This is a genomic window from Microlunatus phosphovorus NM-1 (assembly GCF_000270245.1).
Lineage (GTDB): Bacteria > Actinomycetota > Actinomycetes > Propionibacteriales > Propionibacteriaceae > Microlunatus > Microlunatus phosphovorus.
Genome location: NC_015635.1, coordinates 3,370,716 through 3,390,549, shown reverse-complemented (window position 1 = coordinate 3,390,549; position 19,834 = coordinate 3,370,716). Strand labels below are relative to the sequence as shown.

Here is a 19,834-nt window from a genome sequence, read left to right as displayed (position 1 = left end):
CCGCCAACAGCAGCGGTCGAGCGGCCGCCGCCGACGGGCTACTCCACCGTCACAGACTTGGCGAGATTTCGGGGCTGATCGACGTCGTGACCTTTGCGGGTTGCCAGCTCGCACGCGAAGATCTGCAGCGGCACGATGGCCAGTATTGGCTGCAGCAGGGTCGACACCTTCGGCAGACTGATCATCACATCGGCGTACGGCGCGACGCTCGTATCGCCCTGTTCGGCCAGCACGATGGTGCGCGCCCCGCGTGCTCGGATCTCCATGATGTTGGAGACCACCTTCTCGTGCAGCAGGTCCCTTCCCTGGGGCGGAACGACGACGAACACCGGGAGCTGGTCTTCGACCAGAGCGATCGGCCCGTGCTTGAGCTCACCCGCAGCAAAGCCTTCGGCATGGATGTAGGCCAGCTCCTTGAGCTTCAACGCTCCTTCCAGCGCGACGGGATAGCCGACGTGCCGACCGAGGAACAGCACCGACGGTGCGTCGACGAACTCGGCGGCCAGCGCCTGCACCTGGTCGGCGTCGGCCAGCACGGCGCTGATGGCTGCCGGCATCTTGTCCAGCTCTGCCGCCAAGGAACCGATCTCGTCGCCGAATCTGGTGCCGCGCACCTGCGCCAGATAGAGCCCCAGCAGATAGCAGGCCACCAGCTGGGTCAAGAAGCCCTTGGTCGAGGCGACACCGATCTCGGGCCCGGCGTGGGTGTAGATCACCGCATCGGATTCCCGCGGGATGGTGGAGCCGTTGGTGTTGCAGATGGCCAGCACCTTGGCCTTCTGCTCCCGGGCATGCCGGATCGCCATCAATGTGTCGGCGGTCTCACCGGACTGCGAGATCGCGACAACGAGCGTGGTGGGTCCGACGATCGGGTCGCGGTAGCGGAACTCGCTGGCCAACTCGACCTCGCACGGCACCCTGGTCCAGTGCTCGATCGCGTACTTGGCGACCAGGCCCGCATAGCTCGCTGTGCCGCAGGCGATGATCACGATCTTGTCGATCGCGCGCAGCTCGGACTCGGAGATCCTGATCTCATCCAGCTTCAGCTGCCCGTCGGCACCATGTCTGCCGAGCAGCGTGTCGGCGACCGCCTTCGGCTGCTCGTAGATCTCTTTCCGCATGAACCAGTCGTAGCCACCCTTCTCGGCAGCCTGTAGATCCCAGTCGACGTGGAAGGGCCGGACCGACGCCTCCCCGCCCTGGAAATCGGTGACCCGTACGCGATCCGCGGTGATCTCAACGATCTGATCTTGCCCGAGCTCGATCGCCTCCCGGGTGTGTTCGATGAAGGCCGCGACATCGGAGGCCAGGAAGTTCTCACCCTCACCGACACCGACCACGAGCGGTGAGTTGCGCCGTGCCGCCACCACCCGGTCGGGAGACTGGGCATCCACCGCGACCAGGGTGAAGGCACCATCCAGACGGGCACAGACGGCGCGCATGGCTTGGGCCAGGGTGACGCCCTCGGCCGCCAGCTCGCGCCCAAGCAACTGGGCGACGATCTCGGTGTCGGTCTGCGAGCGTAGGCAGACGCCGGCTTCCTCGAGCTCGCGGCGCAGGACCGCGAAGTTCTCGATGATGCCGTTGTGCACCAGTGCCACTCGCCCGTCGTCGGACGTATGCGGATGGGCGTTTCGGTCGGTCGGGCCGCCGTGGGTGGCCCAACGCGTGTGTCCGATACCCAGACCGCAGTCGGGCAGTGGCTCCTCGGCGAGGAGCTTCTCCAGATTGAGGATCTTGCCGGCCTTCTTCGCCAGCGAGATCCGACCGTCGTCGACAACGGCGACGCCTGCCGAGTCATAGCCGCGGTACTCCAGTCGGCGCAGGCCGTTGACCACGACCTCCGCGGCGACCTGGGGGCCGACATACCCCACGATTCCACACATATTCGGCTTCCTTGTCCTGCTTGGTTTCGCGCTGTCGTAGCTGATCAGACGGTCAGCTCGGCCGCTGCGGATGGACGGTCTCAGGGACGCTGTTTGGGCATCGGACGGAACAGGTCGACCAGGCCGAAGGTGACGAAGATGGCGCCGATTCCGGTCAGCACCCAGGTGCCGATCTCGAGTAGCTGGTTCATGATGAGATTCCTTGTTGTCGGTGAGTGATGTTCAGTGAATGGCCTCGGCCAGCAGTGGTGCCAACGCGGCGGCTTCGGTGGTGGTCAGATGGACGTCGTCCACGCGAACAGGAGTCGTCCCGATGAAACCGGGGCATCGTCCGTCTTCGGTGCAGAACCACAGATGGGTGTCGACGTACTGGGCGTTGCCCTGGGCCGCGGCAGAGTGCAGTGCCTCGGAAAAGTGGGTCCAGCCGGCGCTGATCGTGCTCGTGCAGTCGGCCGGATGAGAGATCCGGGTGACGCACCCCTGCAGGGTCTTGCCGGCCGGCGGCGGGGCCAGGACAACGGTCTTGCCGACATTAGGGGTGATGGCGGCCAGGGTGTCCGTCAGACCGCGGGTGATCTCGGCATCGGCGGCAGCACCGGTCGCGTGGTCGGCCAGCCGCTCCGGTGTGTCTTCCGCGTCGGCGAGGATCACCAGATCAGGTTTGGTCTGTCTGATCATCTCCAAGGTCCACTCGCGGTGCCGGTCGCATTCGGGATAGGCGTCGCCACCGACCAAGGTGACCGACACCGAGGCGGTGGGGCATTGCTGCTTGGTCACCACCTGCACGTACCAGTTCTGGGCGATGTAGGCCTTCTTCACCGCCGGCATCCAGGCCGCGGCGTAGGAGTCGCCGAGCAGAACCACCCGCTTCTCGGCGGCAGGATTCCCGGCGTCACACGACTTCAAGGTGTCCGGTCCGGTCTCGCTGGGCTCGGTGTCCCAGCTCAGACAGCCTTGGTCTGCCACCGAGTTGAGCCAGGCCTGGGTATCGAGGCTGTCCACCGACGGGTTGAGCTGTGGGAACTGCTTCGCCGTCACGGCGGCGGACACGGCTTGGCCGGTCGCAGCCGCTGCCTGCTGGCCGCCGACGGACGCGGTTGGCTGAGTCACTTCGGCGCCCGCTCCCAGCGGCAGCAAGACCGCCGTGGCGGTGAGCCCGAGACTCAGCGCCAGCGCGGCGACACCGGCCTTCAGGCCACGGTTCTGACGGGAAGTCACCTCGAGGAGATGGGCCGGCACCCATTCACCGGAGTTGGAGCGCACAAACCGTGGGCCGTGCTTCTCCCACGGTGTAGCTGTCTTGGGCTCCAGCCAGGAGGATTGGCGGATCGGGTTCTCCACCAGATGGTACGAGGCGATCGACAAGCCGACGATCAGCGTCAGTGCAGTCAGCTGATACAGCAGCCCGCTCGGCATCACCAGCGCCAACAAGATGATCACCGGGAAGTGCCACAGATAGAGCGAGTACGAGATGTCGCCGACGTAGCCCGACACCCGGTTCGTCAGTGGAGCCAGCAGCCGCTGGTCGCTCCCGGTGCCGGCGATGATCACCAGCGCCGTCCCGGCGACCGGCAGCAGCCCCCACGGTGCGGGGAAGTGGTTCTCGGTGACGACGACCAGACTGACGATGATCATGGCAAGGCCGGTCCACGCCAGCCACGGCCGCAGGCGGTCGGGCAGCGAGGCGAGGCGGCGAGCCGCGATGGCCAGCAACGCGCCGATGCCGAGCTCCCACGCACGGGAGAAGGTGTCGAAGTAGGCCCACGTCGGGTGCTGCGCTGTCTCCCACAGCGACCACAGCAACGAGCCGCCGGTGACGACGGCCATCGTGATGAACAGCGCCCGGCTACGGAGCCGGAGGCCGGGGACGATGACCAGCAGCCAGGGCCAGACCAGGTAGAACTGCTCCTCGACCGCGAGGGACCAGTAGTGCTGGAGCGGGGAGACGACGCTGCCCATGTTCCAGTAGTCCGTGCCCTCCAGGGCGAGGTGCCAGTTCGCGGCAAACGCCAGGGCCCAGCCGGCATCGACCAGGACGCTGCGAGCCTGGGCGCTCAGGTACAGCAGGTAGCCGGCGGCGACCGTGACGATCAGCACCAGCGTCGACATCGGCACGATCCGGCGAATCCGCCGACGATAGAACGATGCGAAGGATATCCGCCCGTTCCTGAGATGCTCGCGATGCAGCATTCCGGTGATCAAGAAGCCGGAGACGACGAAGAACACGTCGACGCCGATAAAGCCGCCCTGAGGAAAGCCAAGCAGGTGATTTGCGATGACCGCAGCGACGGCGATGGCTCGCAGACCTTGGATATCGCGTCGAGGAATATGTCCGGTCTTGGGTTGGTCAATATGTGATTCGATATGTGATCCGGTCACCAGGGCACCACCTTGACGGAATGGGACTTGTCCAGCAGTGGGATGTGGTGGCTTGCACTGTCAGGAACGATGCGTCCCGTGCACAGGTCGAGGCGCCGCAAGGTGCTGGCGATCAAGGCAACGGTCTTGATGTCGGTGTCCTCGTCGTCGTGCATCAAGATGATGTCCCCGTCCTTGGCCTTGCCGATCTCGTCGTCGACCTGGGACGGGGTCTTGCCGATCCAGTCGTTGGTGTCGAGCGTCCACAGCGTCTCGGGCATGCCATTTCGAAGGGCGAAGGCGCTCAGCTTGTCGTTGGTGTCGCCGTACGGTGGGCGGAACAGGGTGGGTCGCTGACCGGTGACTGCCTCGATGAGGTCGGCGTTGTCGAGGATCTCCTGCTTTGCCTGGGAGATCGGCAGATCTGTCAGATGCGGATGGGTGACGGTGTGGTTGCCGATCATCTGACCGTCGGCAGCCAGGGCACGCACGGCGTCCGGGTTCAGCTCGGTGTGCTCGCCGGTCAGGAAGAAGGCGGCGTGCAGCCCGTAGCGTCGCAGCAGGTCGGAGGTCGCCGCCGTGTACTGAGTCGGGCCGTCGTCGTAGGTCAACGCGACATACCCGCGGCAGGTTGCCGGTCCGGAGTGGTTGATGGCGCCGGTGCCTGTTCGGGCGATGGCCTCGACCGTCGGCAGTCCAGAGGCCGGCACCAGGTTGCCGATCGACAACAGAGCCACAGTGGCAATGCCAGAGGCGGCGACAACTCGGATCCCGGCCAGCCGGAGCTTGCCGACCAGTCCGCGCCGGAATGCTTCGGCGCGGTACTGCAGCCCCCAACGGTCCTTGTGTCGCCCCCGGATCAGGTCGACGGGGGCCTGGATCCAGGCGGCCGTGAACCAGCCGGCTCGCAACCACGCGAAGGCTTCGGACGGGATGATCAAGAAGGCGTAGAGCACGTCAACGCGGTCCCGGTGCGGGATCCGGTGGGCGTGTTTCACCTGCAGCACAACGAAGAACAGCGGAACGGCGACCCACCACAGCCACTGGAACCTCAAGTGGCCGACCAGGCACAGCGTCAAGATCACCGCGACCCAGAGGTAGCGAGCGAACGCCGAGAACATCCCGGAGAGCTGTTGGAACCAGTCCATCACGGTGAGCCGATTGACGCCGATCTTGAGCAGATCCTCGATCGTGCCGACCTGCCACTTCATCCGCTGACCCCACAGAGCCTTGACCGTCTTCATGGCGTCGGTGTAGGCGCGGACCGTGGGCGAGACCTGGCATCGGTAGCCCAGCTGGCGGATGCGGTAGGTGAGCTCGAAGTCCTCGACCTGACTGCTGTAGATCCAGGGACCTTCTCGATCGTCCATCGCCGCGACCTGGCGGAGGGCTTCCCCGGAGATCGCAGCGCCGGTTCCGGCGAGCACCGACGTCCAGCCACGGCGCAGCGCGGTATCGGTCCAACGGGAGAACTCGGCTCGCTGCAGGCGGGTCAGGAAGTCTTTGCCCAACATGGTGAACTTGCTCGACGATCCACCCAGTGGCAGCTCGCGGATGTCGCGGCTGCGCAACGGCGCGGGAGACGATCCGGTCCCGGCGAACGCAGTCACTGCTTGTGATCCATGACGAGCCCAGTCGTAGACGAACTCCTGCTCCCAGTCGCCGATGGCGTTGGGCGGCAAGACGGTGTCAGCGTCCAGACAGATGACCACATCCGCGTCCTGCGCGTACTGCAGCCAGGCCCGGTTGAGGGCCTCGGACTTCTTGTGCTCCAGCCGCGGCAACTCCATCACGGTGACCGGAAAGGTACGTGCGATGTCCGCTGTCCGATCGCTGCATCCGTTTGGGATGATCACGATCTTGTCCGGCACTCGCTCCTGATTGAGGACTGCCTCAATGGTGGCGGCGATGCTTTCTTCTTCATTGTAAGCGGGAACAAGCGCGACAATATGGCGCTCAGAACTCATGAAAATCTCCCCCGAGATACGAAAACGCCGCCGCGCTCATTCCCCCAGAGCGCTTGCGGCGTCACTTGCCGGTGAAGAACATAGCCCAGCTTTATTGACCACGCGTGAAGGATCTCGTGATCTTGAGGCGATCCAGAGGTCTCGACGCGGGCTTGGGCTCGATCTTGAGGTGATCTGAAACTTGGTTGTGAGGATTACCTCATTTCGCACTGCCGCAGGCGGGTCACAGCTGGATCAGGTATCGATCTCTGCTGTCCGCGGTCCTCGTCGATGTTCGGTGCGGCCCGAAGCTGGGTGGTCGCTTCGCTGCAGGCGAAACGACACCCGGACACCGCTGGGGTCTTGATCGGGTACGGTCGCTCCATGGGTGACGTGGTGGCGTTTCGCGGGCGTACGCCGAAGACTCCGACCCCTGCGGTCGAGCGTGATCCGCTGTGGCGCGAGTTGGTGGGGCAGGTGCTCCGTGAGACTCGGGCCGAGCGCGGCGAAACCCAGCGTGACGTAGCGGATCGAGCGGGCATCTCGGTGCAGTATCTGTCCGAGCTTGAGCGCGGCCGCAAAGAGCCGTCCTCGGAGATGCTGGCCGCGGTCGGCGGTGCGCTGGGCCTGCCGTTGGTCGAGATTGTTCGGTCGGTGGGGCGCCGGCTCAGCCGGTCGGCCTCTCGGCCATCCGGTCCGGTCGCGCTCGCCGCCTGATCACCCGGTGAGTCAGACGAAGGCGCCGGCCACCCTCCGAGACAGGGTGCGGGGCCGGATCCGGCGAGGGCTGCGTCGACTGACCAGATTCGCGTGGCCGACCCATCCCGACCGGTGGCGTGATGTGCCGTACCGGTTGGTGCCCACCATCGTCACGACGGTCCGGTTGACCTCCGGCGCGGTGCTCGGCTATCTGATGACCTGGCTGATCACCGGCAGCAACACCGATATCACCGGTGCACTGACAGCACTGCTGGTGATGCAGGCGTCGGCGTACTCGACACTGCGGATGGGCATCGTCCGGGTCGGCGCGGTGCTGGGCGGAGTTCTGGTGGCGACCCTGTTGTCGAACTGGATCGGGCTGACCTGGTGGAGCCTGGGCGCCGCCGTGGCCGTTTCGCTGGTGCTGAGCAAGGTCCTCCGACTCGGCGAGCAGGCGATCGAGATGCCGATCAGCGCGATGCTCATCCTTGCCGTCAGCAATCCCGAGATCGCCGCCGAGACCCGGGTGCTCAACACCCTGATCGGGGCCGGCGTCGGCATCACCCTCAATCTGCTCTATCCGCCACCGATGCCGATCCGCCCGGCGGGCGACTCGATCCGGGCCGTAGCGGCAGCGATCAGCGCGCCGCTGCGGCAGTCCGCCGAGGCGCTGCGCGCCGGGCCGATCACCCGAGGCCAGGTAGCCGGGTGGACCCATGCACTCGACGTCGCCGGCCGCCGGGTCGATCAGGCGACGGCGGCCGTGACGAGACTCAAGGACAGCCGCCGGCTCAACCCGCGGGCGATCGGGTTCGCCGACCTGGAGCCGGTCCTGGCCAGTGGGCTCGCCTCGCTGGACGGGTGCCTGCTGGCGGTCCGGGCGCTGTTCACGGTGATGCGCACCGAAGTGCCCAGCGGGGAGACACCGGAGGATCCGTACGGGGCGGAGCTGCGCGAGGCCTTTGCCGTCGTGCTCGACGACCTCGCCGACAGCGTGACCGGTTTCGGCAGTCTGGTGGTGGCCGAGGCGAGCAGCCGGGAGGAGGAGGTCGAACGTCGGCTCGATCACACCTTGGACGTGCTCCGGGAGACGAAAGCGATCCTGGCCGAGCTGATCACGGTGCAGCCGGGCGGGGCGGAATCCTCCTGGTTGCTGCGCGGCTCGATCCTGGCCGCCATCGACCAGGTGCTGGCTCAGCTCGACGTCGAGGAGCGGGCCCGAGCCCGGCGGGAATGGCACGCGAGCCAGGCCCGCCGGGCAACGTTGCGACTGCCGTCGCTGGTGCAGGCCGCCTTGCCCCATCCCGAGCTGCCCTACATCCGCGGCATCGCCGATGTCGTGGTCTCGCGCCGGGATGCGGACGAGGCCGAGGAGGATGACCCCGACGAGGAGACGGACGCGATGTCCTCGGGTGCGACGAAGCCTGCTTGACCCGACGACTTGGCTGAACACGGCAACTCAGGCCAGCAGCTTCCGGCTCCCGATCACCGCATCCACGATCCCGTACGCGACTGCCTCCTCGGCGGTGAAGATCTTGTCCCGGTCGGTGTCGGCTCTGAGCCGCTGGACGGACTGACCGGTGTGAAGGGACAGCACCTCTTCCATCTGAGCCCGGATCCGCATCACCTCACGGGCGTGCAGCACCAGGTCCGGCAAGGTCCCGCGCCCCTCGGCCGAGGGCTGATGGAGCAGCACCCGGCCATGCGGCAGGATCGAGCGCCGACCGGGCGAGCCGGCCGCCAGCAGCACCGCCGCAGCAGAGGCGGCCTGACCGACACAGGTGGTCGCCACCGGTGCGTGGATGAACTGCAGGGTGTCGTAGATGGCCAGCATCGCGGTCATCGAGCCACCAGGGGAGTTGATGTACAGGTTGATCTCCCGCTCGGCGTCCTCCGACTCCAGGTGGAGCAGCTGGGCGACGATCACGTTCGCCACACCGTCGTCCAACTCGGTGCCGAGATAGACGATCCGGTCCGACAGCAGCCGGCTGTAGATGTCCAGCGCACGCTCTCCGGTCGGCCGCTTCTCGACCACATTGGGGATGGTGTAGCTGCTCATCGGGCCAGCCCCACTGCGCGCCGGCCCTCCGGCCGGATGTCGTCCAGCGTGCTCACCACGTGATCGACCAGGCCGTACGCTCTGGCCTCCTCGGCGGTGAACCAACGGTCGCGCAGCGAGTCCTGCTCGATCCGCTCGATCGGTTGCCCGCTGTGCTCGGCGATCAGCCCGAGCACCGTGTCGCGGGTGTGCTCCAGGTTCTGTGCCTGGATCTCGATGTCGACCGCGGTGCCGCCGATCCCGGCGGAACCTTGGTGGAGCAGCACCCGCGCGTGCGGGAGCGCGTACCGCTTGCCCGGCGTGCCGGCGGTCAGCAGGAACTGTCCCATGCTCGCGGCCAAGCCCATGGCCAGCGTGCTGACCTCGTTGGGGATCAGCCGCATGGTGTCCATGATCGCCAAGCCCGCGGAGACCGAGCCGCCGGGGGAGTTGATGTAGAGACTGATGTCGGCGCGCGGATCCTCGGCCGACAACAGCAGCAGCTGGGCGCAGATGCGGTTGGCGATCGGGTCGTCGACCTCGGCGCCGAGGACGATGATGCGCTGGTGCAGCAGTCGACTGAGCAGTTGCTCGTCGAAGGGTGTGGTGGCTGTTTCGCTCATGGTCACCACCGTGCCCGGATCGGACCTGGCGGCGAAGACCGTGCTGCTGTGGGCGGATCTGCCTCTGGCAGATTCTCTCGTGTGCTCCGGAGGGTCAGGGCAGCGGTGCGGCGGGTCAGGAGGCGGAACGGTGGATCAGGCGGCGGATTTCCGGGACTACTTCACGACCAACTACGGGCCGACCACCGCGGCAAACCGAGCGCTGGCCGATCAACCGGACCGGGTCGCGGCGCTGGATCGCGATCTCGATGCGCTCGGTCGGCGATTCGATCTCGGCGACGGTGCACCGCTGGTCATGGACTGGGAGTATCTGGTGATCACCGCTCGGGTGCGCTGAGCCTCACGCCCCGAGCAGTCGAACCAGGTCAGCGACGTCGTCGGCGAGCCAGTCAGCCCTGGCGCGCACCAGCTCGTCGCCCACGCCGTAGCCCCAGCGCACGCCGATCGCCCGGATCCCGTGGGCGTGCGCTCCCTCGATGTCGTGGTGCCGGTCGCCGATCATGATCGTCTCGCCCGGCTCGGCATTGAGCTCGGCCAGCACATACCCGAGGGTGTCAGCCTTGGTGAGCCTGGTCTGGCTGGTGCCGCCGATCACCGCGAAGTAGGGCGCCAGACCGTGTGCGGTGACAATGGCCTCGGCAGTCGCCGATCGCTTCGCCGATGCGGTGGCCAGCCGATAGCCGGAGGCGACCAGTCGGTCGAGCAGCGGAGTGATCCCCGCGTACGGGCTTGCCTGCCAGATCCCATCAGTGAGATAGAAGTCGTGGTACGCCTGTGCAGCCTCTGCAAGACGGTCCTGAGCCACGCCTGCGGTCACCAGGAAGTCCAGTAGCGGCGGACCGAGATGGATCCGGAGGTCGGCTTCCGCGGGTGTTGCGACACCGCCCGCGACCAGGGCCCGTCGGAAGCCGGCCAGGATGCCGGCCGCCGAGTCGAGCAGGGTGCCGTCGATGTCGAAGACGACGGTCGTGATCCCGGCGATCCCGGTCATTCCACTGGACGTTGCGGTCGAGTCGGCCATCACAAGGGGAGACTCACGAGCTGAGGACGGCCAGCCGGTCCTGCACCTGGGCGACACTCGGGTTGGTCAGTGCGGAGCCGTCGGCGAAGACCAGGGTGGGCACGGTCTGATTGCCGTCGTTGATCGAGGCCACCAGGTCAGCCGCCTCGGGGTGGCGCGCGATGTCCACTTCGTCATAGGCGATGTCGGCGTGCCTGAGCTGCGCCTTCAGCCGATAGCAGTAGCCACACCACTGTGTGGTGTACATCGTCACCTGTGCCATGGTGACTCAAACCTGTCAGGGAGGCCTGGCATTCCGCTTGTGACTGCGGTCCTGATCACATACTCCGGGAAGTAATCCCCTGGCCGAGCGGGTCCCACGGGGGACACACTAAGCAGCGTGGATGCGGTAGTGGTGCGTCGCAGCGTCGAAGCCGACTGGGAACGCTCGCGTGCGATTCGGTTGCGGGCGCTGCGTGATGCGCCACTTGCCTTTGCCTCGACCTATGAGCGCGAGATCGCCTTCCTGCCCGAGCAATGGAAGGCACGGATCGGCGATTCCGCTCAGTTCCTGGCGGGGAACGCGGATGGCGAGGTGATCGGGACGGCGACCGGGTTCACCGATCCGGGGGAGCCCGGGACGGTGAACCTGGTGGCGATGTTCGTCGTCGCGGAAGCCCGGCGCTGCGGTGTCGGCGAGCAGCTTGTCGAGGCCGTCGTGGCACAGGCCAGGGCAGACGGGGCAAGCCGGGTTCGGTTGCATGTGGTGGAGACCAACGACGGCGCCGCTCGGCTGTATGCACGGTGCGGATTCGTCCGTACCGGCGTGACGGAACCGCTGCCGCACCAGCCCAGCCTGCTGGAGCACGAGATGGTGCTGGCGCTCCGCTGATCCGCCGCGAGCGTGCCCCGGGGTACGGTTCGCGCCCGCGGGCCAAGGACGATCGCGGATCGAGCGGAACTTCGGCATGCCTTGCGCCCGCGGGCCAAACATGTCACACACCCCAAGAGGAAGACGGAGTCTTGGGAGCGCAGCCTCGCAGTGAGCGACGAAGACCCCGTCGGTGGCCGAGCCTAGAGTTGCTCCCATGTCTACCGCCTCGATCGCGCCGCCGCGGATCGGCGGCGATCCGGAACTGCTCTTGGCTGCGCTCGATCCGGAGCAGCGGGCGGTCGCGACCGCCCTGCATGGTCCGGTGGCGGTGATCGCCGGCGCGGGCACTGGCAAGACCAGGGCCATCACGCACCGGATCGCGTACGGGGTGGCCGTGGGGGCCTACTCGCCGACGGCCGTGCTCGCGGTGACGTTCACCACCCGGGCGGCGGGGGAGATGCGCGGCCGCTTGCAGCAGCTGGGCGCCCGCGGGGTGCAGGCGCGTACGTTCCATTCGGCGGCCTTGCGACAGGCGCAGTACTTCTGGCCGAAGGCGTACGGTGGTGAGCTGCCGTCGGTGCTGGACAACCGGATGTCCCTGGTCGCCGAGGCGGCCGGCCGGCTGCGAGTCCGGGTCGACACGGCCCGGCTGCGCGACCTGCTCGGTGAGATCTCCTGGGCCAAGGTCAGCAACACCACACCGGAGGACTACGCCCGGGTGGCCGCGCCGCTGGACCGGACGGTGTCCGGCATCGACCCGGAGACGGTGGCGCGGATCTTCACCGGCTATGAGGAGTTGAAGCGGCAGCGAGGCCGGATCGACTTCGAGGACATCCTGCTGTGCACCGCCGCGCTGCTGGCCGAGCACGACGACATCCGCGATCAGGTGCAGCGGACCTATCGGCACCTGGTGGTCGACGAATACCAGGACGTCTCACCGCTGCAGCATCGCCTGTTGGAGCTCTGGCGTGGCAACCGGTCGGAGCTGTGCGTGGTCGGCGATCCTGCCCAGACCATCCACTCCTTCGCTGGTGCCCGCGCCGATTTCCTCACCGGCTTCGCTCGTCGGCATCCGAACGCGACGGTGGTCCGGCTGGTTCGTGACTATCGCTCCACGCCTCAGGTGGTCGGTGCCGCGAACGCGGTGATGCGCGCGGGTCGTGGTCCGACGGCCGGCGGCGGGATCGATGCGGTGGAGCTTCAGGCACAGCGACCACCCGGTCCGGAGCCATTGCTGCAGGAGTCCCAGAACGAGGCAGACGAGGCCGCCGAGATCGCCGACTGGCTGGCCGGGCTCGCGGCGCGCGGGGTGGACTACCGCGAGATGGCCGTGCTGTTCCGCATCAACGCACAGTCACCCGTCATGGAGCAGGCTCTGGCCGAGCGGAACATCCCGTACCTGGTGCGCGGGGGTGAGCGCTTCTACGAGCGCGCCGAGGTGCGACAGGCGCTGCACGCCCTGCGGACCCAGGCACGAGCGATCACCGAGCTGGACGGGGACCGTCCGGCGGACGCGGTGGCCGAGGTGCAGGCCACCCTGGGCGCGCTCGGCTGGACCGAGCAGCCGCCGAGCGGCGCCGGCGCGGTACGCGAGCGCTGGGAATCGTTGGCCGCGCTGGTCGCGGTCGCCGAGGACCTCGCGGCGGCCAGCGCGGAGCCGATCGGTCTCCCGGTGGTGGTCGAGGAGTTGGAGCGGCGCGCCCAGGCGCAGCACGTGCCCTCGGCGCAAGGAGTGACGGTCTCCACCTTGCACTCGGCCAAGGGCCTGGAGTGGGATGCGGTGGCGCTGTTCGGCATCCAGGAGGGATCGCTGCCGTTCGTGCTCGCCACCCGGCCGGACGAGGTCGCCGAGGAACGCCGGCTGCTCTATGTCGGGCTCACCCGGGCGCGAGAGCACCTGCACGTGTCGTGGTCGCGGACCCGCGGCGGGGGGCAGGCGACGCGCAAACCGTCGCGGTTCCTGGATCCGCTGTTGCCCGCGCACTATCGCGGCGGTGCGGCGCCGAGCGCCGCGGGCGACCAGCGCCAGCGTCGGAAGGGCACCGTGCTCGCGGCCCACTGCCGGACCTGCGGTCATGCGCTGCACGACGCCGCCGAGCGCAAGCTCGGCCGCCACGCCGACTGCCCGGCCACCTACGACGAGCGGACCTTGACCCTGCTGAAGGAGTGGCGCAAGCAGACCTCGGCGGAGGAGAAGGTGCCGGCGTTCTGCGTCTTCACCGATGCCACCTTGATAGCGATCGCCGAGGCCCGCCCGACCTCAGACGCAGCACTGCTCAAGATCCCGGGACTCGGCCAGGCGAAGCTGGGCAAGTACGGCGATCAGGTGCTCGCCATCCTGGCTGCGGAGACCTGATCCGCCGGGGTCGATCGGCTGCCGGAGTCGGCTCCTCGGGCGTGCCCGCGAACGCATCCACCAGGTAAGAAAAAACTTCTGGCGAACATGTACGTAAAACCGATTGCGGATGCTCTTGTCAGTGACCTAATCTGAACGTCGTGCCGCTGGTCTTCAGCGTGCACGCTGCAGATTCCAGTCCGAGAAGGTGGTGATGACAATGAAGACGCTCGAATGCACCGTCAGTGCGGTCGAAGGCGCCCTCATGCGCGTCACCCCTGCCGCCGCGGTGCGTCCTGCCGTGCAGTCCGCCGTCACCCACCCGCTGCTGCCCACGGTCCGCTCGCACTCCACGGGTGGAGTGCGCCTCTATGAGGTCAAGGACCTGGGTCGGGGCGTTTCGTGGGCCCACAGCTTGGCCGCCAAGACAGGCATCGATTTCACCACCTTTCCGACCCGTTTGGGACCGCCACCTGACAGTCCGCCGGTGAACTGACACCGACGACGACCTCAGGGCCGTGACTCCCAGACAAACCGGGATTCACGGCCTTCGTGTTTCCCGGCCAAGAACGAGCAGACAGTTGGCCGAACATGAACAAGACAGCACGAGACCTGAAGAGCGCCACCACGCTCCTGGGGACGGGTCCCTCGGCGCTGGAGACGCAGACCCTGCCCTGCCGACTGGGCGACCCCGACCTGTGGTTCGCCGAGTCACCCGGCGACGTCGAGGCAGCGAAGGCACAGTGCCAGGACTGCCCGCTGCGGCCGGAGTGCCTGGCCGGAGCCTTGGAACGGCGCGAGCCGTGGGGCGTCTGGGGCGGCGAGCTGTTCATCGGCGGCGTCGTCGTGGCCCGCAAGCGGCCGCGGGGGCGGCCGCGGAAGCACCCGCTGCCTGAGCCGGTCGCCGCGTGAGTGTCCCGGCGGAGCAGGCATCATGAGAGAGGATGCCGGTCCCGGCGAGCCTGGATCCCCAGGCCTGCCGGGCCGGCTCTTCCATGCCGTGCGGTTGTGGCTCGGCCGGGCCCTCTGGTAGCCAGACCCTCAGTGGGCGCTCCTCAGCGGGCGTAGGCGGGCAGGAACTCCTCGAGAACCTTGCCGAAGGCAGCCTTGACGCCGAGTTGCGACAGCACCGCGAGGCCACCGAGCCAGACGCGGTGGATCAGCAGATAGCTGGGTGGCAGGTTGATCCGAAGTCCCACACCGCCGGCACCCTGGACATCTCGCACCCGGCGGAACTGATCACGCATCCACTCCCGGGAGAACTGGAACTCCTCCACCGCGGCCGGCTCGACGAACGGCGCCAGGTATTCCATCAGGTCGTGGGCGCTGACATCGTCGCCGACGAACCCTTCCGCCTTGAGCCCTTGGTGGACCTGCTCGGCATCGCCCAGTTCGGCGATCCGCAGGATTCGGCCGACCGCCTCCGGCAAACCCGCCGGCATCCGGGCGACCAGACCGAAGTCGACGACGCCCAGCCGGCCGTCGGGCAGCACCTTGAAATTGCCGGGGTGCGGGTCGGCATGCAGCAGCCCGACGGTCGCCGGCCCCGCGAACAGGAAGCGTACGTAGGTGAGCCCGATCGCGTTGCGCTGCTCCGCCGGGTCGTCGCGTACCGTCGACAGCGGACGCCCCTCGATCCACTCACTGACCAGCACTCGCGGCGTCGCGGCGAGCACGGCAGGAACCACGAACTCGGGATGCCCGACGAATCCTGCGGCGGCCTGCTGCTGGTGCTCGGCCTCCAGCAGATAGTCGAGTTCCTCGCTGATCCGCTCGGTCATCTCCTCGACCAGCGGCTTGACATCCATGCCGCCGGCCAGCGGCGCGATCACCTTCGACAGCCGGCCGAGCTGGCGCAGATCGGAACGCAGCGCCTGGTCGGCGCCGGGATACTGGACCTTCACCGCCACCTGGCGGCCGTCCCGCCATACCCCGCGATGGACCTGACCGATCGAGGCAGCCGCGGCCGGCCGCGGGTCCAGCTCGATCAGCTCGGACCGCCAGCGCGCCCCGAACTCGCGAGCTAGCACCGCGTGCACCCGGGACGTCGGCATCGGGGGAGCTGAGTCCTGGAGCCGGGTCAAATGCTCGCGGTACGGCCCGGCCACATCCTCGGGCAACACCGCCTCGAACAGGCTGAGGGTCTGGCCGAACTTCATCGCGCCGCCCTTCAACTCACCGAGCACCTTGAACAACTGCTCTGCGGCGCGTTCCTGGAGTTCGGCGTTGACCGCCTCCGGTGAGGATCCACCCAGTCGCTTGCCGAGTCCGAGCGTCGCCCGGCCGGCGAATCCCAACGGCAGGGAGGCGAGTCGTGCCCCGCGCCGAAACGTGGATCGCGCGAGCGAGTCGTCGGTGTCGCTCATGGTCGGCGGGCACGCTCCTGAATCGGATCTGGACAGTTGGCTGGTCGGTGACTTGAGTGATGGTCGGGGACCGGCTGGTGATCGTTGACCGAGTGGCGATCAGTCACCATTCTGCCCCTCATCGGCGGAGTCCCCACGGCAATCGGCCTCAGCCGTCACCCGGCTGACCAGCAACAACCGCAGGCGGGATCGGCGGGCCAGACCCGGCGGTGCCACTGCCAATCCACCGGACCGAGCTCCAGGGTCGCCGCTGCACTCGCCACCTGATGTCCGGCCAGGTGTCCGAGCACCTGAGTGGCAGCCAGCGCAGCTGCCCAGTCGGCGGCCAGCGGGTCCCAAGCGCCGCCGATCCGGCAGAGCTGCGCGAGCATCCGCGGCCAGGCCGGATCGGTACGGGTCCGGGCCAGGTCCCCACAATGCAGGCAACTCGTCCGCCCAGGGATGACCAAGGGGCCGACCACGGCTCCTCGGGCACGCGGACGAACGACCAGGTGCGGGTGGTCGGTTCGGGTGAGCGTGCTGCTGATGGCGCGGTCGATTTCCAGGCTCGAAGCCACGATGACGCTCAGGTCGGCTTCGTCGATGCGCGGCTCTGACCAGTGCTCGGTTCGCTGCACTCGGTCGCGATCGCCGGGCCAGCGAGCCCAGCGCAGTTCGCGGTCGGGGTCGACCAGCAGCAGCCGACCGAGTCCGGCGCGCAGGAGATGCTCGCCGAGCCGCGTACCCACCGGTCCGAGCCCGATGAGTCGCACCGTGCACTCCGACTGGTCCGGCAGATCCGGCAACTCCATGAGACCAGCGGCGGTCAGCGCCGCCAGCAATGACTCGAACTCGGCTACGGCGATTCCGAGCTGGGGCGCGAGGCTCGCCAGATCGGCACGTCGATATCGCCCGTCCATCACCGCCAGCAACGCGGACAACGATCCTTCGGGATCTACCAGGACGGCTGCTTCGGCGCTGTCGAAACCGAGTTGGATCTCGTGCTCATCACGACGGAGCACGGTGAACTGCGGCAGCAATCGGACGCGGTCGGTGTCGGTGAGCCATCTGGTCGATGACGCAGCAGTGGGTGGCGTTGTGGCGAATGAGGTCTGCATGCGGCCAGTGTGAAGAACGGCGACCACTCATCGGGCGTTATCCACAGGACCAATCTGTGGGCCACGCTTCTCCGCCGGCGGGCTGCCGGGTGTGACCCGGCCGCCCACCGAGATCGGCCTCCTGGACCCGGCGGAGATGGGTTCAGGAGCGGCGATCAGGCCCGGCCGAGGATGCGGTTGAGGTTGGTGCCGCAGACCGGGCAGACGGCCTTGGCCATCCGGGTGCCCTTGTCGTTGACCCGGACCTCGCCGGACGCCTCACGCTTCTCCTTGCACTTCACGCAGTAGAACTCACCGCTGTAGGTCTCCGCCATGGATGTCTCCTTGCTTGTGGGGCAGGGCGTTCGGTGGTCGGGGACAACCAGGATGGTTGTCGTCCTCAGCCCCTCGGTCGCGGTTACTTTACGACACGGATGGTCCCGAGAGTCGGAGGCAGGGGGCCGGTAAAGGCGAAACCTCCAGGAACATCGGCTTCCGCTTGCCTTCCCCTGCGAGCGGTCCGACCATCTGGAGGTTTCGTGGACCGACCGTAACGGCCAATCGGGTCGTCGTCAATCGGGGCGTCTCAGATGGACGGGCCCGATCGTCCACCGATTGTGGACAACACTGTGGACAGGGCTGGCGAACGGTGGACAACGTGTGGACTGTGTTCGGGCATGCCCGACAGACGGAGGTGGAGCGTGGGGGAGCAGGCTGAGCCGTCGCCCGAAGCGGAGGTCCGGCCCAAAGTCGAGGTACGGCGCAGCAGCCGGCGGAAACGGACGGTGACCGCCTACCGCGAGTTGGACACGATCGTCGTGCTGATCCCCGGCCGGATGTCGGCGGGGGAGGAGCGGAAGTGGGTCGACCAGATGGTCCGGCGAGTGCTGGCCAAAGAGGCGCGTTCGCGCGGTCCGCGAGGGGATGCCGAGCTGGCCGCACGAGCGACGGAGCTGGCGGCGGCGTATCTGGCGCCTGTCCTCGGCGATCGGCCGGAGCCGTCCTCGGTCACCTGGGTCGCCAATCAGCAGCACCGCTGGGGATCCTGTACGCCGAGCAGCCGGACCATCAGGCTCTCCGAGCGGCTCCGACCGATGCCGTCCTGGGTCGTGGACTATGTGCTCCTGCACGAACTCGTTCACCTCGTGGAGCCGACGCACTCCGCCCGTTTCTGGTCCCTGGTCTCGGCGTATCCACAGGCCGATCGGGCTCGTGGCTATCTCGAGGGCTATCAGGCGGCCGGGGGTGCAGCTCCAGCCGATGTGGCTGGGGACGAGATCGACTGAGTCGGGCAGCAGGTCACAGCCGATGCGGGCGGCGCAACGCAGCAGGCAGATAGACCGCACCCGGGGCATCGCTGGACCGAGCCGCCACGTCGCGCGGGTTCGAGATCGCGCATCGCCTGAGAGACAGGCAGCCGCAGCCGATGCAGGAGTCCAAGCCGTCGCGTAGCCGCTCGAGCGCGGTGATCTGCTCGTTCAGCCGAACCCGCCAGTGCCGAGTGATCCGCTGCCAGTCCTCCTTGGTCGGCGTCCGTCCGTGTGGCAGCTGGTCGAGTTCGGCCCTGATCTCCTCCAGGGTGAGCCCGACGTTGCTGGCCGCGCGGATGAACGCCAGCCTGCGTAGCACGCTGCGCTCGAAGCGTCGCTGGCCGCCGCCGCTGCGGGTCGCCTCGATCAGGCCCTGTGACTCGTAGTAGCGCAGCGCCGACGCGGCGAATCCGCTGCGTTCGACCACCTGACTGATGGTCAACACGTCATGCGTGTCCATCCGACCTCCCTCTCATCACGACCTCCCTGTCAGCACGACCTCCCTGGAACCACGTCAGAAAGTTTCTGCCGCCAAGGCCTTGAACTCAAGTTCACTTGAACTTGAAGAATGGCAGGAGAAGGTCCGGCAGGCAAGTGCCGGCAAGGAGAGTTCCCGAACTCGAATGGAGCAGGACATGTCTGTTGCACTGATCACGGGCGGCTCGGCTGGGCTCGGCCGGGCACTGGTGACCGCGTTCGCGGCGCGGGATTGGACGGTGATCACCGACGCACGGCGAGCCGACCGGCTGGTCGCGCTGCGCGCCGTGGTCGGCCCACGTGTCATCACCATCCCCGGCGACATCGCCGATGCCGAGCACCGACGTACGCTGATCGGCGAGGTCGAGGCGCTCAGTGCCCTCGATCTGCTGATCCACAACGCCAGCACACTCGGCCCAGTCCCGTTGCGGCCGTTGCGTGAGGTGAGCGAGCGCGACCTGGCGCATGCCTGGACGGTGAACGCCGGTGCACCTGCGGCCCTCAGCCGTGCATTGCTGCCGTGGCTGAAGAAGAGCGACGGGGTGGTGATCTCGTTGTCCTCCGATGCGGCGGTCGAGCACTACCCGACTTGGGGTGCGTACGCCGCCGGCAAGGCCGCCCTCGACCACCTGACCCTGACGCTCGGTGCGGAGGAGGGCCTGGACACGTACGCGGTCGATCCCGGCGACCTGCGGACCGAGATGCACCAGGCTGCGTTCCCGGGCGAGGATATTTCTGATCGACCGCTGCCAGAGACGGCGGTGCCGGCCTTCTTGGAGATCGTGCGACGTCGACCGCCGTCCGGCCGCTACCGAGCGGCCGAGCTCTCGCCGCTGGAGGTGTGAG

20 protein-coding genes are annotated in these 19,834 nt (G+C 67.5%); 9 read left to right on the top strand and 11 right to left on the bottom strand.

Annotated elements, in window-relative coordinates; all coding sequences use genetic code 11:
• Positions 1-38: 38 nt before the first annotated feature.
• The 3 genes from glmS to MLP_RS26520 form a co-directional block, all read right to left on the bottom strand.
• Positions 39-1,886, bottom strand: a complete 1,848-nt coding sequence (glmS, locus tag MLP_RS15295; protein ID WP_013864049.1) for a glutamine--fructose-6-phosphate transaminase (isomerizing) — start codon at positions 1,884-1,886, stop codon at positions 39-41.
• Positions 1,887-2,108: 222 nt separating this feature from the next.
• Positions 2,109-4,265, bottom strand: coding sequence for an acyltransferase family protein (locus MLP_RS15290; RefSeq protein WP_013864048.1), 2,157 nt, complete (start codon positions 4,263-4,265; stop codon positions 2,109-2,111).
• Positions 4,262-6,211: a polysaccharide deacetylase family protein gene (locus MLP_RS26520; protein ID WP_013864047.1), complete on the bottom strand. Its 1,950-nt coding sequence runs from the start codon at positions 6,209-6,211 to the stop codon at positions 4,262-4,264. The genes MLP_RS15290 and MLP_RS26520 overlap by 4 nt, the downstream gene beginning before the upstream one ends.
• Before the next feature lie 363 nt (positions 6,212-6,574).
• Here MLP_RS26520 and MLP_RS15280 point away from each other — a divergent pair, with 363 nt between their 5' ends.
• Positions 6,575-6,907 carry a helix-turn-helix domain-containing protein gene (locus MLP_RS15280; protein ID WP_041792581.1) on the top strand — a complete coding sequence of 111 codons (333 nt, stop codon included), beginning with the start codon at positions 6,575-6,577 and terminating at the stop codon, positions 6,905-6,907.
• A 7-nt stretch (positions 6,908-6,914) separates the two neighbouring features.
• Positions 6,915-8,321, top strand: a complete 1,407-nt coding sequence (locus MLP_RS15275) for an FUSC family protein (protein WP_156821172.1) — start codon at positions 6,915-6,917, stop codon at positions 8,319-8,321.
• A gap of 27 nt (positions 8,322-8,348) precedes the next feature.
• Here MLP_RS15275 and MLP_RS15270 read toward each other — a convergent pair whose 3' ends face one another.
• The gene (locus tag MLP_RS15270) at positions 8,349-8,948 is read right to left on the bottom strand and encodes a ClpP family protease (RefSeq protein ID WP_013864044.1); all 600 of its coding nucleotides are present in this window, start codon (positions 8,946-8,948) and stop codon (positions 8,349-8,351) included.
• Positions 8,945-9,550, bottom strand: a complete 606-nt coding sequence (locus MLP_RS15265) for a ClpP family protease (RefSeq protein ID WP_041792578.1) — start codon at positions 9,548-9,550, stop codon at positions 8,945-8,947. Before MLP_RS15265 ends, MLP_RS15270 begins: the two co-directional genes overlap by 4 nt.
• Positions 9,551-9,680: 130 nt before the next feature.
• Between MLP_RS15265 and MLP_RS28040 the strand changes: the two genes are divergently transcribed.
• Positions 9,681-9,887, top strand: a complete 207-nt coding sequence (locus MLP_RS28040; RefSeq protein WP_013864042.1) for a hypothetical protein — start codon at positions 9,681-9,683, stop codon at positions 9,885-9,887.
• A gap of 3 nt (positions 9,888-9,890) precedes the next feature.
• On the opposite strand, the gene MLP_RS15255 is transcribed toward MLP_RS28040, so the two are convergent.
• On the bottom strand, positions 9,891-10,571 hold the full coding sequence (locus tag MLP_RS15255; RefSeq protein WP_156821171.1) for an HAD hydrolase-like protein: 681 nt from the start codon (positions 10,569-10,571) through the stop codon (positions 9,891-9,893).
• Positions 10,572-10,584: 13 nt separating this feature from the next.
• On the bottom strand, positions 10,585-10,833 hold the full coding sequence (locus tag MLP_RS15250; protein ID WP_013864040.1) for a mycoredoxin: 249 nt from the start codon (positions 10,831-10,833) through the stop codon (positions 10,585-10,587).
• Between the two features lie 117 nt (positions 10,834-10,950).
• Here MLP_RS15250 and MLP_RS15245 point away from each other — a divergent pair, with 117 nt between their 5' ends.
• The 4 genes from MLP_RS15245 (at position 10,951) to MLP_RS15230 (ending at position 14,671) form a co-directional block, all read left to right on the top strand.
• Entirely contained in the window at positions 10,951-11,442 is a 492-nt protein-coding gene (locus tag MLP_RS15245; protein ID WP_013864039.1) for a GNAT family N-acetyltransferase, read from the top strand.
• A 196-nt stretch (positions 11,443-11,638) separates the two neighbouring features.
• Positions 11,639-13,780, top strand: coding sequence for an ATP-dependent DNA helicase UvrD2 (locus MLP_RS15240; protein ID WP_013864038.1), 2,142 nt, complete (start codon positions 11,639-11,641; stop codon positions 13,778-13,780).
• Positions 13,781-13,973: 193 nt separating this feature from the next.
• Positions 13,974-14,255 carry a hypothetical protein gene (locus tag MLP_RS15235; RefSeq protein WP_156821170.1) on the top strand — a complete coding sequence of 94 codons (282 nt, stop codon included), beginning with the start codon at positions 13,974-13,976 and terminating at the stop codon, positions 14,253-14,255.
• 95 nt (positions 14,256-14,350) lie between these two features.
• Positions 14,351-14,671 carry a WhiB family transcriptional regulator gene (locus MLP_RS15230; protein ID WP_013864036.1) on the top strand — a complete coding sequence of 107 codons (321 nt, stop codon included), beginning with the start codon at positions 14,351-14,353 and terminating at the stop codon, positions 14,669-14,671.
• Positions 14,672-14,814: 143 nt separating this feature from the next.
• On the opposite strand, the gene MLP_RS15225 is transcribed toward MLP_RS15230, so the two are convergent.
• The 3 genes from MLP_RS15225 to MLP_RS28350 form a co-directional block, all read right to left on the bottom strand.
• Positions 14,815-16,125 carry an ABC1 kinase family protein gene (locus MLP_RS15225; RefSeq protein ID WP_013864035.1) on the bottom strand — a complete coding sequence of 437 codons (1,311 nt, stop codon included), beginning with the start codon at positions 16,123-16,125 and terminating at the stop codon, positions 14,815-14,817.
• Positions 16,126-16,280: 155 nt separating this feature from the next.
• Positions 16,281-17,222 (bottom strand): hypothetical protein, encoded by a 942-nt coding sequence (locus MLP_RS15220; RefSeq protein ID WP_041790108.1) that lies wholly within the window; start codon positions 17,220-17,222, stop codon positions 16,281-16,283.
• A 155-nt stretch (positions 17,223-17,377) separates the two neighbouring features.
• Positions 17,378-17,536: a DUF5679 domain-containing protein gene (locus MLP_RS28350; RefSeq protein ID WP_013864033.1), complete on the bottom strand. Its 159-nt coding sequence runs from the start codon at positions 17,534-17,536 to the stop codon at positions 17,378-17,380.
• 366 nt (positions 17,537-17,902) lie between these two features.
• On the opposite strand from MLP_RS28350, the gene MLP_RS15215 reads away from it, so the two are divergent.
• Positions 17,903-18,487, top strand: coding sequence for a M48 metallopeptidase family protein (locus tag MLP_RS15215; protein WP_013864032.1), 585 nt, complete (start codon positions 17,903-17,905; stop codon positions 18,485-18,487).
• A 13-nt stretch (positions 18,488-18,500) separates the two neighbouring features.
• Here MLP_RS15215 and soxR read toward each other — a convergent pair whose 3' ends face one another.
• A complete protein-coding gene (soxR, locus tag MLP_RS15210) occupies positions 18,501-18,971 on the bottom strand; it encodes a redox-sensitive transcriptional activator SoxR (protein ID WP_013864031.1) in 471 nt (156 codons plus the stop codon).
• Between the two features lie 175 nt (positions 18,972-19,146).
• On the opposite strand from soxR, the gene MLP_RS15205 reads away from it, so the two are divergent.
• Entirely contained in the window at positions 19,147-19,833 is a 687-nt protein-coding gene (locus tag MLP_RS15205) for an SDR family NAD(P)-dependent oxidoreductase (RefSeq protein WP_041792572.1), read from the top strand.
• The last annotated feature ends 1 nt before the right edge of the window (position 19,834 follow it).